Below are 20,479 nucleotides of genomic sequence, written 5' to 3'. Positions count from 1 at the left end.
CAAGGAAAACATGCGCCCTCCAGCATTTCGAGTCTCATTCCCCTCACCTTCCGGTCGCACCCCTCAGAGGGAGGCAGGGAAGTAAGGAAGGAAGAGAGCTTTAGAATGATCACCAGCTTGTCCATATGCTACCAAGATCATCATTCCGCTATCGTAACGAAAAGGGAGTGGGCATGATGCCCCACGCCACGCGGCATCTTCTTATAACACGAGCCCGTTGATGGCGTTACCAGTGCCGAAACCCCGAGTTGGCACCGAACCTATCCGATTTGTAACGCTTGATTTGCATTGTTGCAGATAAACCACACTAGTCTGCGATTATCGAGCTTTGACCAGTCCGAGTCCGATCCGGCCCCTTCGCTGCTTGAGGTGCGGCAAAACTGGCGATAGCCTTCGTTCATCAAAATGAAAGAATTCGGGCTCGCCTTAAAAAATTTGGGGATTATCAATGAATAAGACTGCTTCCTGCGTCTCGTTCGCGCGCAAACGCGGGCTTCTGCTTGCAACAGCTGCTACGATGTCGATCGCCATCGCCGGCTCCGCCCAGGCTCAGTCCTCCAATGTGGAGCTCCCCACCAACGCTTATCTCAGCGCGCAGAATGGTGGCTCGGGCGCACCGACCAACGCGTATCTCGAAGCACAGGACATGCGCCTCACCGCGCCGGTCAGCGATTATCTCGAGCCGCAGATCGTCATCGCTAATCCCGGCACACCTACCACCGCACGCGACCCCAACAACGTGACAGGCGTCGGTCAGATGGTCACCGACAACCATGACGGCACGATCGGCCTGTGCACCGGCACGCTGATCAATCCGCGTACCGTCATCTTCGCCGCGCACTGCGTGAACGAGAATCCTGCCACCGCCTATGGCCAGAATTCTGGCGGACTTGAGATCGGCTTCGGTTTCGGCAGCAACAACAATGTCGCAGGCGCCAGCGCGTTCGGCGGCTGGCTGGCCAATTACGCCACCAACACCTCGCGCTTCATGTATGACGTCAATCAGGTCCGCTATAACCCATTGTCGACCGAGCCTGATTCAGGCGGTTTCCGCTATGCCGATGTCGCGATCGCCTCGCTCGACACGCCGGCCAAGGACATTCCGACCTGGGCGCTGCTCTTCTCAGCCCTGCCTGCCACGACCATCACCTCAGCCGGCACCGGTTATCATGTCGTGATCGACGGTTATGGCAACAATGGCACCGGTACCAGCGGATCGACCGGCGGCATCGATTTCCGGCGCCGCATCGCCGAAAACACACTCGGCGCGCTCGCGTCGCTAGATACGTTCGAAAGCTTCCTGTTCGGTGAGCCCAACGGCCTTCACCAGAATCTCTACTGGATCGATTTCGACGATCCCCGTCGCGGCACCGGCGCGGCCAGCCCGTTCGATTTCAACGCATGGCGCGACAACGCCCTGCCCAACGAAGGCATCACTGCAAGCGGTGACTCCGGCGGCCCGTTGATCCTCGACAAGACCTTTGCCAAGCAGGTGGTGATCGGCGTTCTGTCGGGCGGCTATACCCGCTTCTTTGATGGCCAGGCGCCCAACGGCTACGGCACGGCGAGCTTCTACCAGCCGCTCTATCTCTATTGGGACTGGGTCGCCGCTAACAATCCGTACCATTATGTCTCGGCCAAGGCTGGCGACGGCAAATGGAGCGACGCCACGCACTGGGTCACCAATCTCGACCCGAACTACCAGATCATCGGTCCCAACGGCCAGCTGGTGAACGGCGTGCCCGGCACTCCCGGCGCCGGCACCGCCGCGCAGCCCGGCTTCGGCCAGGCCTGCTTCGAAAGCGGCGGAATCAGCGACTGCCTCGACGTCGCGACCGGCACCGAGAAGGTCGTGGTCCGTCCGATCGGCCAGGATGCGGCGGGTGGCACCGGCAACGACCGCGGCACCGCCACGGTCGCCGGTCTCACTGGCAGTGCCACGAACCAGGCAGGCGGCGGCTCGCAGCAGAGCTTCGATCTCGCCGCGGCGACGCTCCCTGCGGCGACGCTGGCCAACGGCCTGCCCGGCGCAAGCAACTTCGTGCCCAACAACAACGACGGCGATCGCCTGAACAATGTCATGTCGCGCTATTTCGACGTGACTCTGTCGGCAGCGGGCACCACCACGCTCGATACCGCGGTAACGGTCGATCGCTTCACCATTCGCGGGGCGGCGGCGCTCGACATTACCTCGGCCGGCTCGCTGACCAGCCTCATGGACATCAACCAGTTCTCCGGCACGATCAACGTCAACGGCCTGCTGCGCACGCCGGGCGATTTCTTCATGATGACCGGCGGACTCAGCGGCAGCGGCACCATCCGCACGCCGTTCTTCACCAACGTTGCCGGCACCATTTCCCCCGGCACCTCGACGACCACGGGCACGCTGACCTTCGAGGGCAACATCATTCTGTCCTCGGGCAGCTTGCTGGCGATCAACCTCGGTGCGAACGGCGTATCGGATAAGATCGTCGTCAAGGCGACGACGTTTGGCGCGGGCAACGTGCCGACCAACGGCACCGCCAGCCTGGGTGGCTTCGTCAGCTTCGCCCCGGCGGCCGGCTACACGATCCGCGCAGGCGACAGCTATACCTTCCTGACCACCGACAAGCCGATCGACGGGAACACGAAGTTTGCTACGCCGCTGCCGATCAGCGCAATCCTGACGCCGCGCCTCACCTATCAGGCACAGTCGGTGGCGGTTACCATCGACGCCGGGCTCTATGCCAATGTCGTCGGCAACACGCCGGTGCAGCAGGCCTATGCGAAGCTGCTCGACCAGGACCGCGTCGTCTATGATCGCCTGAGAGACTTGTACGGCATCCTCGACATGCAGAATGCCCCGACGATACGCTCGACGCTCGAGGGTCTCGCTCCCCGTGCCGAGACGTCGCGCCGGGCACTGGCCACCGCGGCGATCGACAATACCGGGCGCTTCTACCGCGATCGCCTGGCGTCGCTCCAGCCCGGCAACCTGGGCGGCAGCATCGCGATGATCGGCAAGCCGTTCCAGATCGCCGCGCTCGCCTCGTCCGGCCTGCCCAATACGCAGGAAGTGCGCAGCGACGCCGGTGGCGGCATGGTCTCCCAGGAAGGCAAGCTTCCCGAGACGATGAGCGCGTTCGTCGCCGGCGGGTACATCGATGGTAACAGCGAGACGATGCCGACGGCCATTCCGGCGGTGACACGCGACCAGTTCAACGGCTTCTTCGTGGCTGCCGGCCTCGAAGCTGAAGTCGGGTCGCGCGGTCTTATCGGCTTCTCGCTCGCCTATACCGATCTCGATGGCACGCCGACCTTTGCCGGCCAGGAGGCGAAGAGCAAGCTGTACCAGGGCACCCTGTACGGCAAGGTCAAGACGCCGGGTGGCATGTTCCTCGATGCGACGTTCAGCGCGGGTGCGTTCGAATCGCGCACCGTCCGCAACGTCAGCCTGGCCGGGACCAACTACCGCCTCGTCGGCAAGGACCGGTCGCTCCTCATTTCGGGTGAGATCGGGGCCGGCGGCACGGTTCCCGTCGGCAGCGCGATCGCGCTCGATCCGCGCGTCTCGATCCGCGGCACGCGTATCATGTTCGATACGATCGACGAAACCGGCGGCGGCCCTGCCCTTACCTACAAGCCGGGCAGCCTGGACAGCGTACAGACCCGCGCCGGCCTTACCGCGCATGGCAACAGCACGACGGTGAAGCCTTACCTTTCCGGCTATTGGGTACATGACTTCGGCCGTCAGCCCGGCTTCATCGGGGCAAACTTCGTCGGCGGCGTCGGCCCCAACGCGTTGTTCGCCGTGGCCGGCACCGACCGCGACTGGGCCGAAATCAGCGGCGGCATCGCCTTCGCCGCCGGCAAGAATGTCGAACTTTCGGTCGGCGCCAACACCACCCTCGACCGCAAGGACGTGACCAACCAGAGCTATCACGGGACGATCAAGATCTCCTTCTGATATCTCCAGCAGAAATGGGGCCGCTTCCTTCCCGGGAGCGGCCCCTTTTTTGCGCATTGGGACAGGACGACATTGCGTGGATCACGCTTTCCTCGCCGGTCGCTTCGAGCGAAGTCGAGAAACCGCCATGCCGCTCTCCGCCAATGTTTCTCGACTTCGCTCGAAAAAGCTGAAGTGCTCTCGCTCTCGAAATTTGTTGGATCGCGGCTGTGGGGGAGAGCTCAGCCGACAGCTTTCTGCCGGGCATCGCCACGCGACCAGGCGATGAAGGCCTCCTCATCCATCGGCGCCGCGATCGCATAGCCCTGGATCACGTCGCAACCGATCACGCGCATCACATCGGCCTGTGCCTGGGTCTCGATCCCCTCGGCCACCGCCTCGCAGCCGACACCGTGAATCAGGCCGACCACCGCATGCACGATGGTCCGCGCCTCTGCATTGTCGGCGATATGCTCGATCAGGCTGCGATCGAGCTTGACCCGGTCGACCGGCAGGTCGCGCAGCCTCGCCAGGTTCGAGTAACCTGTCCCGAAATCGTCGATCGCAATGCTAGCCCCGTCCGCACGAAGTTCCGCGATCGCCTCGATCACCTCCTCGCTACATTGCATTGCCAGAGTCTCGGTGATCTCCAGTTCGAGCAGCCGCGCCGGCGCATCGGCCTCCCGCATTGCCTCGCGCAGCAGCCTGAAAAAACTCGCATGGTCGAGCTGGCGCGGGCTGATATTGATCGCCAGCCGTTGCTCGATACCCATCCGTCCCCAGCGCGCGATTGTTTCCGCCACGGTATCGATCACCCATTCGCCGATCTCGACGATCATGCCGGTCTCCTCGGCACGCTGGATGAAGGTGCCCGGCAACCTGATCCCGTCGCGCGGATGGCGCCAGCGGAGCAACGCCTCGGCCGCGATGATCTCCCCGCCCCACACTGCCACCTGCGGCTGAAAGACGAGGGTGAACTGGTCCTGCTCGATCGCCTCGCGCAGGTCCCGCTCGAGCTGCGCGCGCTCGGCAATCTCGGTCGCCAGCGCCTCGGTGAAATGCTCGGCCCGGCCACGGCCGTTCGCCTTGGCATGGTACATCGCGGCATCGGCCGCCCGCATCAGGTCGGTCAGGTTCTCGCCATGCTGCGGGCGGAGCGCGATGCCGATCGACGCGCCGATCTCGACATCGGTACCGACCAGGTCGAACGGCTCGCTCAGCGCGAACAGCACCCCGCGACCGATCCGCGACGCCTCGGCCGGATCGCCGATATCGGCAAAGAACATGGTGAACTCGTCACCGGCGAGTCGCCCGATCAGCGGCTGCGACGCGCCCGTCTCCGCCATCACGCGGTCGGCGACGGCACGGATCCGGTTGGCGACCATGCCGAGCAGCATGTCTCCCATGGCGTGACCCATCGTGTCGTTGACCGACTTGAAACGATCCAGGTCGATGAAGAACAGTGCGGCACTCGCGCCTGGCGCCATGTCGCTCAGAATGCGCTCGCAGGTGCGGCGGAAGTTGGTGCGGTTGGGCAGTGAGGTCACGGGATCGAACATCGCCAGCCGGTGCACGCTCTCCAGATTCGCACCGAGCTGCTGGAACAGGCCGTTCATCGCGTGCCCAAGCTGCGGCACATTCTCCCCGATCTCCTCAGGGATCTCGCCCTGTAGATCGCCCTGCGCGGCGCGAATCAGGCGCGCGATGGCGGCATCGATGGCGGAAGCGGTCGAGGCGATCGCGCGCTCGGCCGCGGCCCAGCACATCGCCGCGCACACAAGCGCTGGAATCAGCGCCCGCGAGACATTGTCCACGTCGATCTTACCGTTGGACGTCGCCACCAGCGCAAGGATGAAGGCGAACGCCCCCGCGCCCATCGCAAACACGATCGCGCGACTTTTGAGCGACACACCTTCCATCGCGATCCGGAGACTCCCCGCAGCAGCGGACAAAAATCGTCCGGGCGAGCAGCGTGTATCGCGAACAGAGGTTAAAATTTTCGTTGAGTGACCGCCACCGGCCTGGGTCTGCGGAGGATGATGTAGAGTGCTCCGGCACCCCCATGGCGCGGGTGCGCGCCACGTACCGCAGCGATCGCAGAGGCATGGCGCGAGCCGGCGAGCCAGTCCCCCACCGCCGCCCTGATCGCACCGCGCGCATGCGGCCGCTCGCTTTCGGCCCGTGGCGGTTTTCCTGTTACAAGCAGGACGAGCCGGTCACCGGCCCGGATCGCCTGATCGAGCGCGGTGTCCAGTAGCGCATAGGCGGAGTTCAGCGTGTGGCCGTGCAAGTCAATCGCGCAGTCGGGCGATACGAGGCCGCGCGAAAGCTGGCGGTCCCAACTCCCGTCAAGCGTGTTGCTCGGCGCGCGCGGCGGCTCGGGTTTCGGCGGCGGCGCGGGCTTGGGCGATGGCGTCTTGGGCACCTTGGCCTTTGGCTGCTTCACCGGCGGCGCGGGGGCAGCAGCCACGACCATCGGCACCTTCGGCGCGGCTCGCGGGCGGATCGGCCGCACGCTTTCCATCACCCGTGCCCAGAGCGCGGCTTCGTCCGGGGTCAGCGGGCGTTCGGCCACTAGGGAACCTGGCTGCCCCCGCCCGCCGAGAGGCGCGCCAGCGTGCCGACCGGCAACAGCAGGAACGCCGTACCGCGCGCCGACATGCCGCCGGCCGTCGCCCGCGCATCCTCGCCGGCGCCCCAGAAGGTGTCGAAACGGTTGCTCCCGCGAATCGCCCCGCCGGTATCCTGCGCGATCCACAGGCCGGTCGCATCGGTCCGGTCCATCGACAAGAAGACGGGCGCACCGAGCGGCACGAATTTGGGGTCGGCGGCAGCACTCACCCCGCCGGTCACCGGCAGGCCCAGCGCACCGAGCGGCGGCGTTTGCTGCTCGCGGAAGAACACATAACTCTTGTTCTCGCGCATGATCGCGGCGCCCTCCTCGGGGTGGCTGCGCAGCCATGCGACGATACCCTGCATCGATGCCTGACCGGGCTCGAGCAGGCCGCGCTGCCGCATCAGGGCGCCGATGCCGGTATAGTCGCGGCCATTCTGGCTGTCGTATCCGATCCGCATTATCGAACCGTCCGGAAGTTTCAGCCGCCCCGATCCCTGGACCTGGAGGAAGAACAGCTCGACCGGATCGGCCGCCCAGGCGATGACCGGCGCCCGCTGTGCCAGCGCACCCTGCTCGATCGCGGTCCGGTCGAAATAGGGCACGAAATTGCTGCCCTCGACGCGCCCGCGTATCTTCTTGCCCTTCAGGTCGTTGGTGAACAGGCCGAGATCGACATCGACCAGATCGGTCGGCCGCCCATAGATCGGCACCTCATATCCCGGCCGGCGGTTGCGTGATCCGGCGATCTCAGGCTCGTAATAGCCGGTCGCGAATGCCTTGCCATCGCCGACCTGCACCGCCTCGAACCACTGCGCGAAAAAGGCCCGCGCGCCGCCCGATCCGACGGCCGTCGCAGCCGAGCAAGCCGGCTGCCAGTCGCTGCCGCGCGTCAGGCCCGAGGCGTCGGCACGGCGTTGCAGGGTCGCGCAGGAGGTACGGAACGCGGCCAGCGCCCGCGCCGCCTGAGCCTCGCTGATCGGAAGCGACGCGATGGGAGGTCCGGCGAGCAGCCCGGCTTTCGCCGCAATTGCGGAACCGGGCGCGGTCACGGCGGTGGCTGGCGCGATCGGAGTCGCGGCGACAGGCTGACGTACCGGCGGTTCACTACGCGTGGACGGCCCAGCGGGCCGCGGCACGACACCGCCACTACAGGCACTCAACACCAGGGCGAGCGCGACGATCCCCGCGCGGCGCATGGCCGTCACGCTTCGTCGGTGTCGGCGAGCTTCCAGTTCGGATCGCTGCTCTTCAGCGTGCGGGCGAAGGTCCAGACGTCATGCGTCTCGACGGCATCGCTCATCGATCCGGCGACGAGATTGCCGTCGGCATCGCGGGTCACCGCGGCGATATCGGCGTCGAAGCGCACGGTGATGCGGGCGATCTTGCCGTCGAGCGAGGCGTCGGAGATCATCGCGCGCTCGATCGAGACGAGGCGGTTGTCGAGCACATGCCCGGCGGCGGCGCGCTCGGCGATGGCATCGGCAAAGGCACCGCGTACCTCGTCCTCGACCAGCCAGCCGAGCGTTTCCTCATCGCCCTTCCAATAGGCTTCGAGGATCATGCGATAGGCGGATTGGGCACCCTCGAGGAACTGAGCGACATCGAACCCCGATTCCGCCGCGACGATCGATCGAAGGCCCGCCTCGGCGCGCGGATCGATATTGCGATTCGCGACCTCGCGCGGCTCCTGTGCGGCCTCGATCGGACGCGGCAGCGGCGTTACCGGCGCGCGCTCCTCCGCAGGCTTGGGCAGCACCTGCTCATGCCCGGTTCGCTTGCCAAGAACCATGTACAGACGCAACGCCAGAAAGCCGGCGACCATCGCGAGAAGAACTACCAGGAACACCTTGCCTCCACTATCGGCTAATCATCTACATAGGCGTAACGCGCCAACGTTTCAAATGGCTCACGTCACGTTACCGGCAGCAGCCGTTGAACTGCCCGCCGCCCCCTGCTAGGCGCGCGGTCGCCGGCACGCCACAGGGGGCGGCCGATATTTCGATCTTCAAGGAATGGACTTTCGATGAGCGAGCAGGACGACGGCATCATCACGGGCACCGAGCCTCTTCCCAACGGCGCCGACACGGCGCCTGCGGCCGGTCTGATCCAGCAATATGTGAAGGACCTGTCGTTCGAGAACCCGAACGCGCCGGCGATCTTCCAGGTCCAGACCGCGCCGCAGATCGACGTCCAGTTCAACATCGGCACTGCCCAGGTCGGCGAGGAAATCCACGAAGTCGTGCTTCGCGTCGATGTTCGCGCCGAGACCGAAGGCCAGGTCGCTTTCATCGTCGAGCTGACCTATGCCGGGCTGTTCGGCCTGCGCAACATCCCGGCCGAGCATGTCCAGCCCTTCCTGCTGGCAGAAGCCCCGCGCCTGCTCTTCCCGTTCGCGCGCCGCGTGCTCGCCGATGCGGTCCGCGACGGCGGCTTCCAGCCGCTGCTGCTCGAGCCGATCGATTTCGCCGCCATCTATATGCAGCAGGCCGAGGCGCAGCAGCCCACCACCGGGGAAATCGGCACCGCCTGATTCCTTCGGGCCTGCGGGACCAGAACAGATGAACCTCACGCGCGCGCTGGGATCGATCGGGGGTCTCACCCTCGCCAGCCGCGTGCTGGGGCTCGTACGCGACTCGCTGTTCGTCCGCTTCGTCGGGGCGAGCTTCGCCTCGGACGCGTTCCTGGTCGCCTTCCGCCTGCCCAATATGTTCCGTGCCCTCTTCGCCGAGGGCGCCTTCTCCGCCGCGTTCATTCCGATGTTCAACCGCAAGGTCGCGGACAAGGATGGCCCCGGCCTGCCCGCCGGCGTCGCCTTTGCCGAGGATGCGCTGTCGGTCCTGTTGCCGGTCCTGATCGTGATGACGATCATCGTCGAGATCTTCGCCTGGCCGGTGACGCTGGCGCTGTCCGGCAAGTTCAACGGGATCAGCAACGATCAGTTCGCCTTCGCGGTCGAGCTGTCACGCTTCACCTTTCCCTATCTGCTGTTCATCAGCCTGGTGTCCCTGCTCGGCGGCATCCTGAATTCGCTGCACAAATTCTGGGTCAACGCCGCCGCCCCGATCCTGCTCAACCTCACGCTGATCGCGGCACTGCTGTTCTTTCACAATCACGATCCGTATCTGACCGCGCGGAACCAGGCGATCGCGGTCAGCGTCGCCGGCCTGCTGCAATTGCTCTGGCTGATCCATGCCTGCTGGACCAGCGGCGTGCGGCTGCGGCTCAAGCTCCCCCGCTTCAACCCCGACGTGAAGAAGCTGATGGCGCTGATCTGGCCCGCCGCCGCCGGCGCGGGCGCGGTGCAGATCAACCTCGTCGTCTCGACCATGCTCGCCGCCTCGCTGCTGCCGGCGGGATCGGTGACCTATATCTATACCGCGGACCGGGTGAACCAGCTGCCGCTCGGCCTGATCGGCATCGGGCTCGGCACCGTGCTGCTCCCGCTCATCTCGCGCCAGCTCGCCGCGGGCGAGGAAAAGGCGGCGATGGACTCGCAGAATCGCGGCATGGAACTTGCCCTGCTGCTCACCCTGCCCGCCACCGTGGCGCTGGTGCTGTGCGGCGGCCCGATCGTCGCCGCGCTGTTCGAACATGGCAAGTTCACCGCGCAGGATACGATCTTCACCGCGCAGGCGCTCTCCGCCTTCTCGATCGGGCTGCCCAGCTACATCCTCGTGAAGGTGCTGACGCCCGGCTATTATGCCCGGTCCGACACGAAGACGCCGGTGCGCTATGCGACGATCAGCATGGGGGTGAACCTGGTGCTCAACCTCGCCCTCATCGTGCCGCTGCAGCATATGGGCCCGCCGCTGGCGACCGCGCTTGCCTCCACCGTCAATGTCTTCCTGCTCTATCGCACGCTGCGCCTGCGGGGTCATTTCCAGCCTGATACGCGCCTGCTCCACCGCGCCTGGCGGCTCGCCGCGGCGGCGCTGGTGATGGGCGGCATCCTCTGGCTGCTGCAGGGCCTGCTCACGCCCTATCTCCATGGCAGCTGGGTCGTCCGCACCGGCGCCATGCTCGCGCTGGTCGGCGCAGGCTGCGTCGTCTATGCGGTCGCCACCTTCGTGCTGGGTGCCTTCACCCGGGACGATCTGGCCTTTCTCCGGCGCAAGCGCGCCAAATGATACAGGAATAACATGCGCGTCGTCTCCGGCATCCAGCCTACCGGCAACCTCCACCTCGGCAATTATCTCGGGGCGATCAAGCAGTGGGTCGCCCTCCAGGATCAGGTTGGGCAGGATTCGACGACGCCGGGCGAGGACTGCCTGTTCTTCCTGGCCGATCTCCACGCCTTGTCGCAGCCGGTCGTCGCCGCCGAGCTGACCGCCAATTCGATCGAGATGGCGGCGACCCTGCTCGCCTGCGGCATCGATCCGGATCGTTCGATCCTGTTCAACCAGGCCCGCGTGCCGGCACATAGCGAGCTTGCCTGGATCCTGGGCGGCACCGCCCGCATGGGCTGGCTCAACCGCATGACGCAGTGGAAGGACAAGGCGGGCAAGAGCGGCGAGAGCCAGAGCGTCGATCTGTTCACCTATCCGGTGCTGCAGGCGGCCGATGTGCTGCTCTACCAGGCGACTCACGTGCCCGTCGGCGAGGACCAGAAGCAGCATCTCGAGCTGGCGCGCGACATCGCGACCAAGTTCAACAATGATTTCGGGGTCGAGCTGTTCACCCTGCCCGAGCCGTTCATCTCCAAGGCGGCGCCGCGGATCATGTCGCTGCGCGACGGCAGCGCGAAGATGTCCAAGTCCGACCCCTCGGATGCGTCGCGCATCAACCTTGTCGATGGCGACGACTTGATCGTGCAGAAGCTGAAAAAGGCGAAGACCGATCCCGAGCCCCTGCCCGAGACTTTTGCCGGGCTGGCCGAACGGCCCGAGGCGAAGAACCTCGTCACCATCTATGCGGCGCTTGCCGACACCACGACCGACGCGGTGATGGCCGAGTTCGGCGGCAAGGGCTTCGGCACGTTCAAGCCCGCGCTGGCCGATCTGGCGGTGGCGAAGCTCGGTCCGATTCGCGACCGGTTGACGGCGCTGCTCGGCGATCGCGCGGCGGTCAGCGCCGTGCTGGCCAGCGGCGGCGCGCGCGCCAATGCCCTTGCCGCGCCGACCCTGGCGGCGGCGCAGCGCGCGGTGGGCTTGCACGTCTGATTTTCCGCTCCCATCTTGATGGCAGGGCGGTTTCCTGAAGGGATTTGCATCCGGTCATTCAACCGCTATTCATAACGGCCGCAGCACAATTGCAACCGACTGAAGTTTCTATGCTTTTACCCGTTACCTGACATTCTGCCGTTCTCCACACCTCCCTTCGCCAAGGTCGCAAGCCAATGAAGATGTTTCCCATCGCCGCCGTCGCCCTGCTCGCGCTGGGCGGCTGCGCAACGCCGTTCAATGCCCGGGTTTCCCGCTTCCAGCAGCTCCCGCAGGCGCAGGGGCAGAGCTTCGTGGTCAAGGCGATGGACCCGCGACTCGATGGCGGTATCGAATTCGGCCAATATGCCCAGCTCGTATCGGCCAAGCTCTCGGCTCAGGGCTATCAGCCTGCCGCCGACCCGTCGCGCGCCGATCTGGTCGTGAAGATCGGCTATGAGGTCGACAAGGGCCGTGAGAAGGTCGTGAGCACGCCCGGATTCGGCGGCTTTGGTGGGTACGGCTTTGGCGGCTACGGCCCCTATCGCGGCGGCTTCGGTTATGGCGGCTTTGGCGGCGGTCGCTTCGGCTATTATGGCCGCAGCCGCTTCGCCTTCGGCTTCAACGACCCATTCCTGTTCGACAATGACGTGTCGAGCTTCACCGTCTATACCAGCGAGCTGGACCTGCGCATCGACCGCGCCGACAACGGCAAGAGCGTGTTCGAAGGGACCGCCAAGGCCCAGTCGCGCAGCGACGACCTGCCCTATCTGGTCCCGCGCCTGGTCGAGGCGATGTTCACCGGCTTCCCCGGCAATTCGGGCGAGACGGTGAAGATCACGATCGCACCCGAGAAGAAATAAGCCTTTTCAAGCCTCTCCCCTTCCGGGGAGACCCTCTGCAGCGCTACCGACAACAGAAAAAGGCGGGCATCAGGCCCGCCTTTTTTCGTTGGCCCTCCCCTTGCGGGGCTACGGGATAGAAGATCAGCCCTCGAGTTCGCGCAGCAAGGTCCGCACCGCGCCGTCGATCTCGCGATCCTTGTCGCGCAGTTCCTCGATGCGGCGTACCGCATGGATCACCGTCGAATGGTCGCGCCCGCCGAACTTGCGGCCGATCTCGGGCAGAGAGCGGGTCGTCAGGCGCTTGGCCAGGTACATGGCGATCTGGCGTGGGCGGGCCACCACCACGGCGCGGCGTGCCGAGACGAGGTCGATCGGCTTCAGTTCGAAATGCGCCGATACGGCACGCTGGATCTCGTCGATCGTCACCCGGCGCTCGGCCCCGCGCAGCACTTCGCCGAGCGTCGCCACCGCGAAGTCCATGTCGATCGTGTCGCCGGTTAGCTGCGCATAGGCGACCAGCCGGTTGAGCGAGCCTTCCAGGTCGCGGATATTGGCCGTGATACGGGTCGCCAGCAGGTCAAGCACCTCGGCCGGGACCTTGGCGTCGGGCAGGTCGACCAGTTTGCGTGCCAGCACCGCACGGCGCAGCGCGGCGTCGGGCGCCTTGATATCGGCGACCAGGCCGACCGACAGGCGCGACGTGATACGTGCCTCGACCCCGTCGAGCCCCTGGGGGCAGCGGTCGGCGCTGATCACGAGCCGCTTGCCCGCCGCCATCACCTCGTTGACGGTGTGGAAGAATTCCTCCTGGGTCGCGTCCTTGCCGGCGATGAACTGAAGATCGTCGATCATCAGCAGATCGGCAGCACGCAACCGGGCCTTGAAGCTGTGCGTGTCGCGCGCGCGGAGCGCCTGCACGAAGTCGAACATGAAGCGTTCGGCCGACATCAGGATGACGTTCGCGCCCGGGCACGCCTCGAGATAGGCGGCGCCGATCGCATGCATCAGATGGGTCTTGCCCTGCCCCGTGCCGCTGTGGAGGAACAACGGGCTGAAACGCGGCTTGCCGGCTTCCGCCAGCGCCTTGGCCGCGTTGAAGGCAACCCGGTTGGACTGGTCGACCACGAACCGGTCGAAGGTGAAGCGCGGGTCGAGCGCCGGGCGCGCAGATGCTGGTGCCGGGATTGCAGCTACGGGAGCCTCAGGGGCAGCGGCAACGACGGTAAGCACCGCTGGCGCAGCCTTGGCCGAGCGGGTCTCGATCGAGACGCTGCGGACCTCGGGCAGGATCGCACGGAATTCCTGGAACAGCCGGTCGGCGTAATGATTGCGAACCCAGTTGGTCATGAAGGCAGACGGCAGCGCGAGGCGAATCATATGGGACTCGGCATCGTCGATCAACTCGATCGGCTTCAGCCACTGGTCGAACAGGCGCACGCCGGCAGATTCGCGCAGATGCGCACGTACGGTGCCCCACGCTTTTGCGGCATCACTCAACCGAGCCGCCTCTCCGGTAACAGTCCCCGCCAACACTCGATCCTTCTCCCGGTGCCGGGACATACACGTCCCGGGCCGCCTGAACTCAAACAGACAAGCCTCCCCCCAGCCGGAATCGCAGTCCGCCTGACTTCGAAGGTCTCAATAGAGTCGCGAGACGGAAAGTCTGCGCGGCGAAGGTCGATTATGAAGATCAAACCGAGTCGGGCAAGAGCCGCACACGTAACAAAACCGAAATAAACGGGATTGACTCGGAATAGCGCAAGGATTCCCGTCGAGAATCTTACAAGCAGTTGGAAATGCTGTGTAATGTTAGTCGGACTGCCAACTGGCCGCTGCGAATCGCGGTGAATCCTGACTTTTCAGGATTCGGGTATGGTTCAGTCCAAAACGACATCATTTTTGCGCAGCGCGGCCATGGTCAGTTTGAGCGCACACGACAAAAAACCCGCCGGGATAATCCCAGCGGGTCGTTGTTCCGACCGATCGACTCAGATCAGGCGAGCGCGGTAAGACGCTTGGTCAGGCGCGAGAACTTGCGCGAGGCGGTGTTCTTGTGAAGCACGCCCTTCGCAACGCCCTTGGCCAGCTCGGGCTGCATCGCTGCAACTGCCGCGCTAGCGGCATCCTTGTCGCCCGACGCCAGTGCGGCCTCGGCCTTCTTCACGAAGGTCCGGATCCGGCCGACCCGGTTACCGTTAACTTCAGCGCGACGTGCGTTGCGCCGAATTCGCTTTTTCGCCTGTGGCGTGTTCGCCATGAAGCCCTCTGATCTGAAATAAAGAAAGGGCGCGGACGGCAAAGCCCGCAGCCCCGGAAAGCGCGCCTCTTACCCACCAAGAGTGAGTCGGTCAACGCCCGATGATACCTACGTGACGATTCAGTTTTGCCCCGCCGGTTCCGCGCGCCCGAACCTGACCGTTGGCTGATCGCCGCCCCTGTCGAGAACTCAAGCCCCTGGACGACAGGGTTTGGGTGATTAGCCAACTGGCAGCTTGCCGGCGGCGTAAACAGGAAGGCCAACTTTGAATTGCCGATCGTGCCCAAGACGGCTCCCGATCAGCTCAAGACTATCAGCGTCGCTGATGTGAGCGTCGGCTTTTGCTGAAACCCGCCATTCGGTTCGCGCAAACCTCCGGTCGGCTTTGCGCCCAATTGCAGTCGTTCGACGCGTTCGCCGGGCTCTCCGGAAGCTGCCGTCGTGAGCCTGTTCTGCCGCGCCGGTTTCCCGCAAGCACTGCCATCAAAGCCGACGTATTTCGCGAGATAAGCTCATCATCGGTTTAGCTAACCAGCATCAACCGGGCTTGCTCCGGCGGAACTAGCCGGATGACCAACCATATCGCTTGGCGTGATATGCCAATCGATTGGCGGGAAGCGCCAATGCTGAGAAGCAGCAGGCCCCTTAGCAGGACTTCACGGCCACGGACGTCGGTCCCGGCCAGATGGAGTCAGACACATGAACAATCTCATCAAGGATGCCCTGCTGATCCCGGTCGGCGACTCCTCCCAGACGATCTCAATCAGCCCGGTGGTCCTCGAAGTGAAAGATCGACCGATCCCCCTCGAACTGCGCATCACGGCGCCCGTGACCGGTGATAATCTGCCGGTGATCCTGCTTTCGCATGGCCATGGGCCGTCGCTCTACCTTCCGTCGAAAGACGGCTACGGACCGCTCGTCAACTTCTACGCGCAGCATGGCTTCGTCGTGATCCAGCCGACGCACCTCAATTCGAAAGTCGCTGGCATGCCGGCCGACGCTGCGGGCAGCCCGCTCTTCTGGCGCTCGCGGGTCGAGGACATGACTGCCATCATCGACCAGCTCGACACGATCGAGGCCGCGGTCCCGGCGATTGCTGGCCGCATCGATCGCAGTCGCATCGCCGTCTTCGGGCACTCGATGGGCGGGCACACGGCAGGCGTTTTGCTCGGCGCGCGGCTGACCGATCCGAACGATCCGAACGCGCAGAATGTCGACATGCGCGAGCCGCGCATCGTGGCGGGAATCATGCTGACGGCGCCGGGCAATGGCGGGGCTTCGCTGAGTGAGATGGCGGCGAGCCGCTACAGCTTCTTCAACCCCGACTTCTCGCATCTGACCACGCAGACGCTGGCGGTCGTCGGCGACGAGGACGCCTCTGCGCACCTGACCGTCCGTGGTCCGGCATGGCATGCCGACGCCTTCTATGACAGCCCAGGGGCTGACGCACTGCTGACCATGATCGGCGGCAAGCACGGCCTCGGCGGCATCGCCGGCTATGACGCCAGGGAAACCGACGACGAGGACCCTGAGCGCATGGAGATCGTCCTCCGAACGACATGGGCCTATCTGCGCTCCGCCTTGTACGAGGGCGACGACGCCTGGACGGTGGCGACGCAAGCGCTCGCCGCGCATTGCGCAGGTCGCGCCCGGGTCGAGCTGAAGTGACATGAGCAGGCCGGACCACGCCGCACGACAGGCGCGGTCCGGCCCACAAGGTAAGGCCGCGACGCAGCACGACACGTCGCGGCCTTGACCGTCGAACCAACCTGGGCTCTCGTGATGGTGCCGAAGATGACCAATAGCATTCCCGACAAGTGCCGCCTGCAGCAGTCCTTCTGGTCGGCGATGGAGGCGACCGGGCTGAGTCCGGTCGCGGTGCTGCGCCAGGCCCGCCTGCCCGTGACACTGCACCTCGATACCCGGCGCTTCGTGAGCACCGCGCAACTCTTCTCGCTGTGGACCGCGATGTCGGACCTTGCGGGATATCCGGACTATTGGCTCCGCTTCGTTCAGGCGACGGAATCGGTAGGGCATCAGGCCATGTTCGTGGCCGCGTGCCACGCCTCCAATTTCCGCGACGGCATCCGGCGCGTCGCGCGGTTCAAACAGTTTACGATGCCCGAGCGGATCGCGGTCGAGGAGCTCGGTTCGGAGGTCCACATCCACAAACAGTGGTTTCACGCCAGGGCGGTGGAGCCGGACCTCTCGGTCGATGTCAGCTTTGCATTCCTGCTGTCGCTTGGCCGGCGCGGGACCGGCCAACGGCTGACCCCGCTCCGTCTGGAGCTGACTCGGAACGGCATGCAGACGGCGGGACAGGACAGCTTCTTCGGGTGCCCGATCGTCTGTGGAAAAGGGCGCGACACCCTCGTGTTGAAGGCGTCCGATCTCGATCTTCCGTTTCCCGGACACAATGCCGAGCTGATCGAAATCATTACCCCCGCGCTGGAGGAAAGCTTCGGTCGTCTAATGCCACGCAGTTCGTTCTCGGAACAGGTCAAGGCAGTGCTGAAGCGCGGCTTCGCGAGCGGGCGCCCCGAGGTATCGGCCGTGGCGCGTGACCTCGGGACCAGCGAACGCACGTTGCAGCGGCGCATAACCGACGAGGGGGGCAGCTTCCGCGCGCTGGTCCAGGAAGCGCGAAAGGAGTTGGGCCGCAAACTGCTCTCCGACCCATATGCTGACGTAGCGGAGGTCGCCTGCATCCTCGGCTTCCAGGACACCACCTCATTCTACCGGGCGTTCCGCAGCTGGGAGGGCGTTACTCCACAGGCCTGGCGGAGCCGCAACGCCGTGATACAGCCAAGCTGAGGCGGCAAGACCGCTTTATGAGTTTACGACCTTTAGGTCACGGCCGTGCGACGGTCAGGATCAGTTGCCCCCGTTGTACGTCCAGGATCGTGTCGCCGCGCGACAGGAAGCCATTGCCGAGCAGGCCATCGGCCCTATCCTGCGCATAGCCGCTGTCGATCGGCACGCTTTTGGCGGTTACGGCGCCCATCCGAAAATCGGCCCGGGCGGCCCGCGTCGCGCGCGTGATGCCGTCCGCGGTTACCTGGGATCCGCTCGATATGGCGGCACCTGCCGGCAACAGGCGATCGAACACGGCATCGGTCAACCTGACCGTACCGCTCGATCCGAGGTCGATCTTGAGGCGCACCGGTCGCCCGTTGACCTCGGCTGCGACCTGGTTGCCGTTCTCGACGGGAACGGCGATGGCCCCTGCGCCGGGCGTGATGCCGCCGCTTGCGACGATCGATACCTGCCGCTTGCCCGGCCGCACCATGACCGCGACGCGGTTCAACACGTCCCCGCCGATCACCGCCGCGATCGGCCGGCCAAGCGCCGCCGACATCCGGGCAAGGTCGATGGCGGGCATCTGGCCTTGCGCTGTCAGCGTATGCGGCAAGGTGAGCGCCACGCCTTCGGCCATACGCGCGGGGAGGCGCGACCGTCCCGTGCTGGCGCCAAGGCCGGAGTCCCGAAGCTCGATGCCTGCACGCCGGGCGAGGCCCGCATCCACGACCGTTCTGTCGGTGCCGTTGTCGAGCAGGACGGTTGCCGGTTGCCCGAACAGCGTCGCTTGAACCAGGATGACGCCCCTGACCGTCTCATAGGGCAGCGGTGCCCAGCCGTCGCCCTGCACCAGATGGACGGCGAAGGTCTGCCCCTGCGCCTCGCTGCTCGACGCTTGCGGAACGGCCTGGAGGCTTGCGATCCCGGCAAGGAACAGGCCGGTCAGCGAACGATCCATCGCCACGCCTCCTACCTCCTAGGAACGACCGGAGCCCTGTGCTGCCGCGATCAATGCTGCAATGTCATGGCCCATGATCGTCAGCCCCTCGATATTGGCGTCGGCAATCGTCACCCCGGCCAGGTTCACGTCAGCGAACGACGCGCCGGCAAGCGTTACATCGCTGAACGAGGCGCCCGACAGGTTGCAATCGACGAAGCGTGCGCCGGCCAGGTCGCAATCGCGAAATGCGGCGCCCGCCAATGCCTCGTTCTCGAAAATGCGGTCGCTCATCACTGTTCCTTCATTCAGCGCTGACATTTCGGGCACCAGAAGGTCGAGCGGCCGCCTTCGCTGTAGCGCTCGACCTTGCCGCCGCAGTCGCACGGCTCGCCCTCGCGACCATAGACCTGCCATTGCTTGGAGAAATAGCCGAGTTCGCCATCGGGCCGGGCATAGTCGCGCAGCGACGATCCGCCGGCCTCGATCGCCGCATCGAGCACGGTGCGGACTGCCGCGACGAGTCGGTCCAGCCGCGCCAGCGATATCTGGCCCGCGGGCCGCATCGGCGCGATGCGCGCGACATGCAGCGCCTCGCACACATAGATGTTGCCGAGTCCCGCGACGATTCGCTGGTCGAGCAGCATCAGCTTGATCGAGGCGATTCGTCCATCGAGCGCTTTCAGCAGATAGCGCGCGGTGAAATCCGGCCCGAGCGGCTCGGGTCCCATCGCGAGGAAAGGCGGATAGCTTGCAAGCGACTCGGTCGGCACCAGATCGAGCGAGCCGAATCGCCTCGGATCGTTGAGCGCGAGGCGATGCGTGGCCGTCTCGACGATCAGGTGATCGTGCGGCAGCACCTCGCTCGGATCGACTCGCCAGCGGCCCGACATGCCGAGATGGAAGATGGCCGTGTCGCCGCGATCGGTATCGATCAGTCCATATTTGGCGCGCCGCCCAAGCCCAGTCACCACCGCGCCGGTGAGCCGCTGGCCGAGATCGGCGGGGAACGGCCGGCGCAGGTCCGGTCGGCGCATCTGGATCAGGGTGATCCGCTGGTCCTGCAACACCGGGCGAAGCCCGTTGACGGTGGTTTCGACTTCGGGAAGCTCTGGCATGGTAAGCATAGCGCTAGGTTGCGTTTGCTCCGCCCACAAGCGTTGGCTAGAGCGACCGCCATGAACGACACCGTTTCCTTCGGCTATGAAGACGTGGCCCCCGAGGAAAAGACGCGCCGGGTCGGCGGGGTCTTTTCGAGCGTGGCGTCACGCTACGACATCATGAACGACGCGATGTCGGGGGGTATGCACCGGCTGTGGAAGGATCGCTTCGTCCGCCGCGTGAAACCGCGCGAGCGCGAACAGATTCTCGACATGGCCGGCGGCACCGGCGACATCGCCTTCCGCCTGGCAAAGTCCGGCGCGTCGGTGACGGTCGCCGACATCAATCCGCAGATGCTCGAAGTCGGCATGGAACGCGCGCAGAAGCGCGGCATCGACGGCCTGGTCTGGACCGAGGCCAATGCCGAGACGCTAGTTTTCCCCGACCGCTTCTTCGACGCCTACACCATCGCCTTCGGCATCCGGAACGTGACCGACATCCCCAAGGCCCTGCGTGAGGCACATCGCGTGCTGCGCCGGGGCGGGCGCTTCTTCTGCCTCGAATTCTCGACCACGCTGTGGCCGGGGTTCGCCGATATCTACGACACCTATTCGCACAAGGTCGTGCCGAAGGTCGGCCAGCTGCTCGCCCAGGACGGCGACAGCTATCGCTACCTGATCGAATCGATCCGCCGCTTCCCCGACATGCCGACCTTCGAACGCATGATCGGCGAGGCCGGCTTCGTTCAGACCAAGGTCGAGCCGATGCTGGGCGGGCTGGTCGCGATCCATAGCGGCTGGAAGATTTGATGATCAGCCTGTTCCCCGGCGAAGGCCGGGGCCCAGTTCCGGAACGGGCTT

17 protein-coding genes are annotated in these 20,479 nt (G+C 65.1%); 8 read left to right on the top strand and 9 right to left on the bottom strand.

Annotated elements, in window-relative coordinates; all coding sequences use genetic code 11:
* Positions 1-448: 448 nt before the first annotated feature.
* Complete coding sequence (locus AC1DT7_RS08625; RefSeq protein WP_478035515.1) at positions 449-3,946, top strand: autotransporter domain-containing protein; 3,498 nt, start codon at positions 449-451, stop codon at positions 3,944-3,946.
* Between the two features lie 221 nt (positions 3,947-4,167).
* Here AC1DT7_RS08625 and AC1DT7_RS08620 read toward each other — a convergent pair whose 3' ends face one another.
* The 4 genes from AC1DT7_RS08620 to AC1DT7_RS08605 all read right to left on the bottom strand — a co-directional run bounded on the left by AC1DT7_RS08620 (position 4,168) and on the right by AC1DT7_RS08605 (position 8,388).
* Entirely contained in the window at positions 4,168-5,844 is a 1,677-nt protein-coding gene (locus AC1DT7_RS08620; RefSeq protein ID WP_478035514.1) for a putative bifunctional diguanylate cyclase/phosphodiesterase, read from the bottom strand.
* Positions 5,845-5,915: 71 nt separating this feature from the next.
* Positions 5,916-6,500, bottom strand: a complete 585-nt coding sequence (locus tag AC1DT7_RS08615) for a Smr/MutS family protein (protein WP_478035513.1) — start codon at positions 6,498-6,500, stop codon at positions 5,916-5,918.
* The gene (gene mltA / locus AC1DT7_RS08610; protein WP_478035512.1) at positions 6,500-7,747 is read right to left on the bottom strand and encodes a murein transglycosylase A; all 1,248 of its coding nucleotides are present in this window, start codon (positions 7,745-7,747) and stop codon (positions 6,500-6,502) included. The genes AC1DT7_RS08615 and mltA overlap by 1 nt, the downstream gene beginning before the upstream one ends.
* Positions 7,744-8,388, bottom strand: a complete 645-nt coding sequence (locus AC1DT7_RS08605) for a Tim44/TimA family putative adaptor protein (protein ID WP_478035511.1) — start codon at positions 8,386-8,388, stop codon at positions 7,744-7,746. Before AC1DT7_RS08605 ends, mltA begins: the two co-directional genes overlap by 4 nt.
* A 177-nt stretch (positions 8,389-8,565) precedes the next feature.
* On the opposite strand from AC1DT7_RS08605, the gene secB reads away from it, so the two are divergent.
* From secB to AC1DT7_RS08585, 4 genes are all read left to right on the top strand, one after another.
* On the top strand, positions 8,566-9,072 hold the full coding sequence (gene secB / locus AC1DT7_RS08600; protein ID WP_478035510.1) for a protein-export chaperone SecB: 507 nt from the start codon (positions 8,566-8,568) through the stop codon (positions 9,070-9,072).
* 28 nt (positions 9,073-9,100) lie between these two features.
* Positions 9,101-10,669, top strand: a complete 1,569-nt coding sequence (gene murJ / locus AC1DT7_RS08595; RefSeq protein ID WP_478035509.1) for a murein biosynthesis integral membrane protein MurJ — start codon at positions 9,101-9,103, stop codon at positions 10,667-10,669.
* 12 nt (positions 10,670-10,681) lie between these two features.
* On the top strand, positions 10,682-11,701 hold the full coding sequence (trpS, locus tag AC1DT7_RS08590; RefSeq protein ID WP_478035508.1) for a tryptophan--tRNA ligase: 1,020 nt from the start codon (positions 10,682-10,684) through the stop codon (positions 11,699-11,701).
* A 176-nt stretch (positions 11,702-11,877) separates the two neighbouring features.
* Positions 11,878-12,543 (top strand): DUF4136 domain-containing protein, encoded by a 666-nt coding sequence (locus tag AC1DT7_RS08585; protein ID WP_478035507.1) that lies wholly within the window; start codon positions 11,878-11,880, stop codon positions 12,541-12,543.
* 123 nt (positions 12,544-12,666) lie between these two features.
* Here AC1DT7_RS08585 and dnaA read toward each other — a convergent pair whose 3' ends face one another.
* Positions 12,667-14,055 (bottom strand): chromosomal replication initiator protein DnaA, encoded by a 1,389-nt coding sequence (gene dnaA, locus AC1DT7_RS08580; RefSeq protein WP_478035506.1) that lies wholly within the window; start codon positions 14,053-14,055, stop codon positions 12,667-12,669.
* A gap of 463 nt (positions 14,056-14,518) precedes the next feature.
* Positions 14,519-14,782, bottom strand: coding sequence for a 30S ribosomal protein S20 (rpsT, locus tag AC1DT7_RS08575; protein WP_272627889.1), 264 nt, complete (start codon positions 14,780-14,782; stop codon positions 14,519-14,521).
* 699 nt (positions 14,783-15,481) lie between these two features.
* Between rpsT and AC1DT7_RS08570 the strand changes: the two genes are divergently transcribed.
* The gene (locus AC1DT7_RS08570; protein WP_478035505.1) at positions 15,482-16,450 is read left to right on the top strand and encodes an alpha/beta hydrolase family protein; all 969 of its coding nucleotides are present in this window, start codon (positions 15,482-15,484) and stop codon (positions 16,448-16,450) included.
* A gap of 114 nt (positions 16,451-16,564) precedes the next feature.
* A complete protein-coding gene (locus AC1DT7_RS08565; RefSeq protein ID WP_478035504.1) occupies positions 16,565-17,596 on the top strand; it encodes a helix-turn-helix domain-containing protein in 1,032 nt (343 codons plus the stop codon).
* Positions 17,597-17,633: 37 nt separating this feature from the next.
* Here AC1DT7_RS08565 and AC1DT7_RS08560 read toward each other — a convergent pair whose 3' ends face one another.
* From AC1DT7_RS08560 to mutM, 3 genes are read right to left on the bottom strand one after another with little or no spacing between them, the layout of a single operon-like run.
* A complete protein-coding gene (locus AC1DT7_RS08560; RefSeq protein WP_478035503.1) occupies positions 17,634-18,539 on the bottom strand; it encodes an aspartyl protease family protein in 906 nt (301 codons plus the stop codon).
* Between the two features lie 18 nt (positions 18,540-18,557).
* Complete coding sequence (locus tag AC1DT7_RS08555; protein WP_478035502.1) at positions 18,558-18,812, bottom strand: pentapeptide repeat-containing protein; 255 nt, start codon at positions 18,810-18,812, stop codon at positions 18,558-18,560.
* 14 nt (positions 18,813-18,826) lie between these two features.
* Positions 18,827-19,636, bottom strand: a complete 810-nt coding sequence (gene mutM, locus AC1DT7_RS08550; RefSeq protein ID WP_478035540.1) for a bifunctional DNA-formamidopyrimidine glycosylase/DNA-(apurinic or apyrimidinic site) lyase — start codon at positions 19,634-19,636, stop codon at positions 18,827-18,829.
* Between the two features lie 60 nt (positions 19,637-19,696).
* Between mutM and AC1DT7_RS08545 the strand changes: the two genes are divergently transcribed.
* Positions 19,697-20,428 carry a class I SAM-dependent methyltransferase gene (locus AC1DT7_RS08545; protein WP_478035501.1) on the top strand — a complete coding sequence of 244 codons (732 nt, stop codon included), beginning with the start codon at positions 19,697-19,699 and terminating at the stop codon, positions 20,426-20,428.
* Positions 20,429-20,479 lie beyond the last annotated feature (51 nt).

The organism is Sphingomonas sp. P3_C6 (assembly GCF_056402595.1).
This window is presented reverse-complemented; position numbering and strand designations above follow the sequence as displayed.

Coding starts and splice junctions, on each gene's coding strand:
- AC1DT7_RS08625 (WP_478035515.1), top strand. CDS start 449: ATGAATAAGACTGCTTCCTGCGTCTCGTTCGCGCGCAAACGCGGGCTT.
- rpsT (WP_272627889.1), bottom strand. CDS start 14,782: ATGGCGAACACGCCACAGGCGAAAAAGCGAATTCGGCGCAACGCACGT.
- AC1DT7_RS08565 (WP_478035504.1), top strand. CDS start 16,565: ATGGTGCCGAAGATGACCAATAGCATTCCCGACAAGTGCCGCCTGCAG.
- mutM (WP_478035540.1), bottom strand. CDS start 19,636: ATGCCAGAGCTTCCCGAAGTCGAAACCACCGTCAACGGGCTTCGCCCG.
- murJ (WP_478035509.1), top strand. CDS start 9,101: ATGAACCTCACGCGCGCGCTGGGATCGATCGGGGGTCTCACCCTCGCC.
- secB (WP_478035510.1), top strand. CDS start 8,566: ATGAGCGAGCAGGACGACGGCATCATCACGGGCACCGAGCCTCTTCCC.
- AC1DT7_RS08545 (WP_478035501.1), top strand. CDS start 19,697: ATGAACGACACCGTTTCCTTCGGCTATGAAGACGTGGCCCCCGAGGAA.
- AC1DT7_RS08570 (WP_478035505.1), top strand. CDS start 15,482: ATGAACAATCTCATCAAGGATGCCCTGCTGATCCCGGTCGGCGACTCC.
- AC1DT7_RS08560 (WP_478035503.1), bottom strand. CDS start 18,539: ATGGATCGTTCGCTGACCGGCCTGTTCCTTGCCGGGATCGCAAGCCTC.
- AC1DT7_RS08620 (WP_478035514.1), bottom strand. CDS start 5,844: ATGGAAGGTGTGTCGCTCAAAAGTCGCGCGATCGTGTTTGCGATGGGC.
- AC1DT7_RS08555 (WP_478035502.1), bottom strand. CDS start 18,812: ATGAGCGACCGCATTTTCGAGAACGAGGCATTGGCGGGCGCCGCATTT.
- trpS (WP_478035508.1), top strand. CDS start 10,682: ATGCGCGTCGTCTCCGGCATCCAGCCTACCGGCAACCTCCACCTCGGC.
- AC1DT7_RS08585 (WP_478035507.1), top strand. CDS start 11,878: ATGAAGATGTTTCCCATCGCCGCCGTCGCCCTGCTCGCGCTGGGCGGC.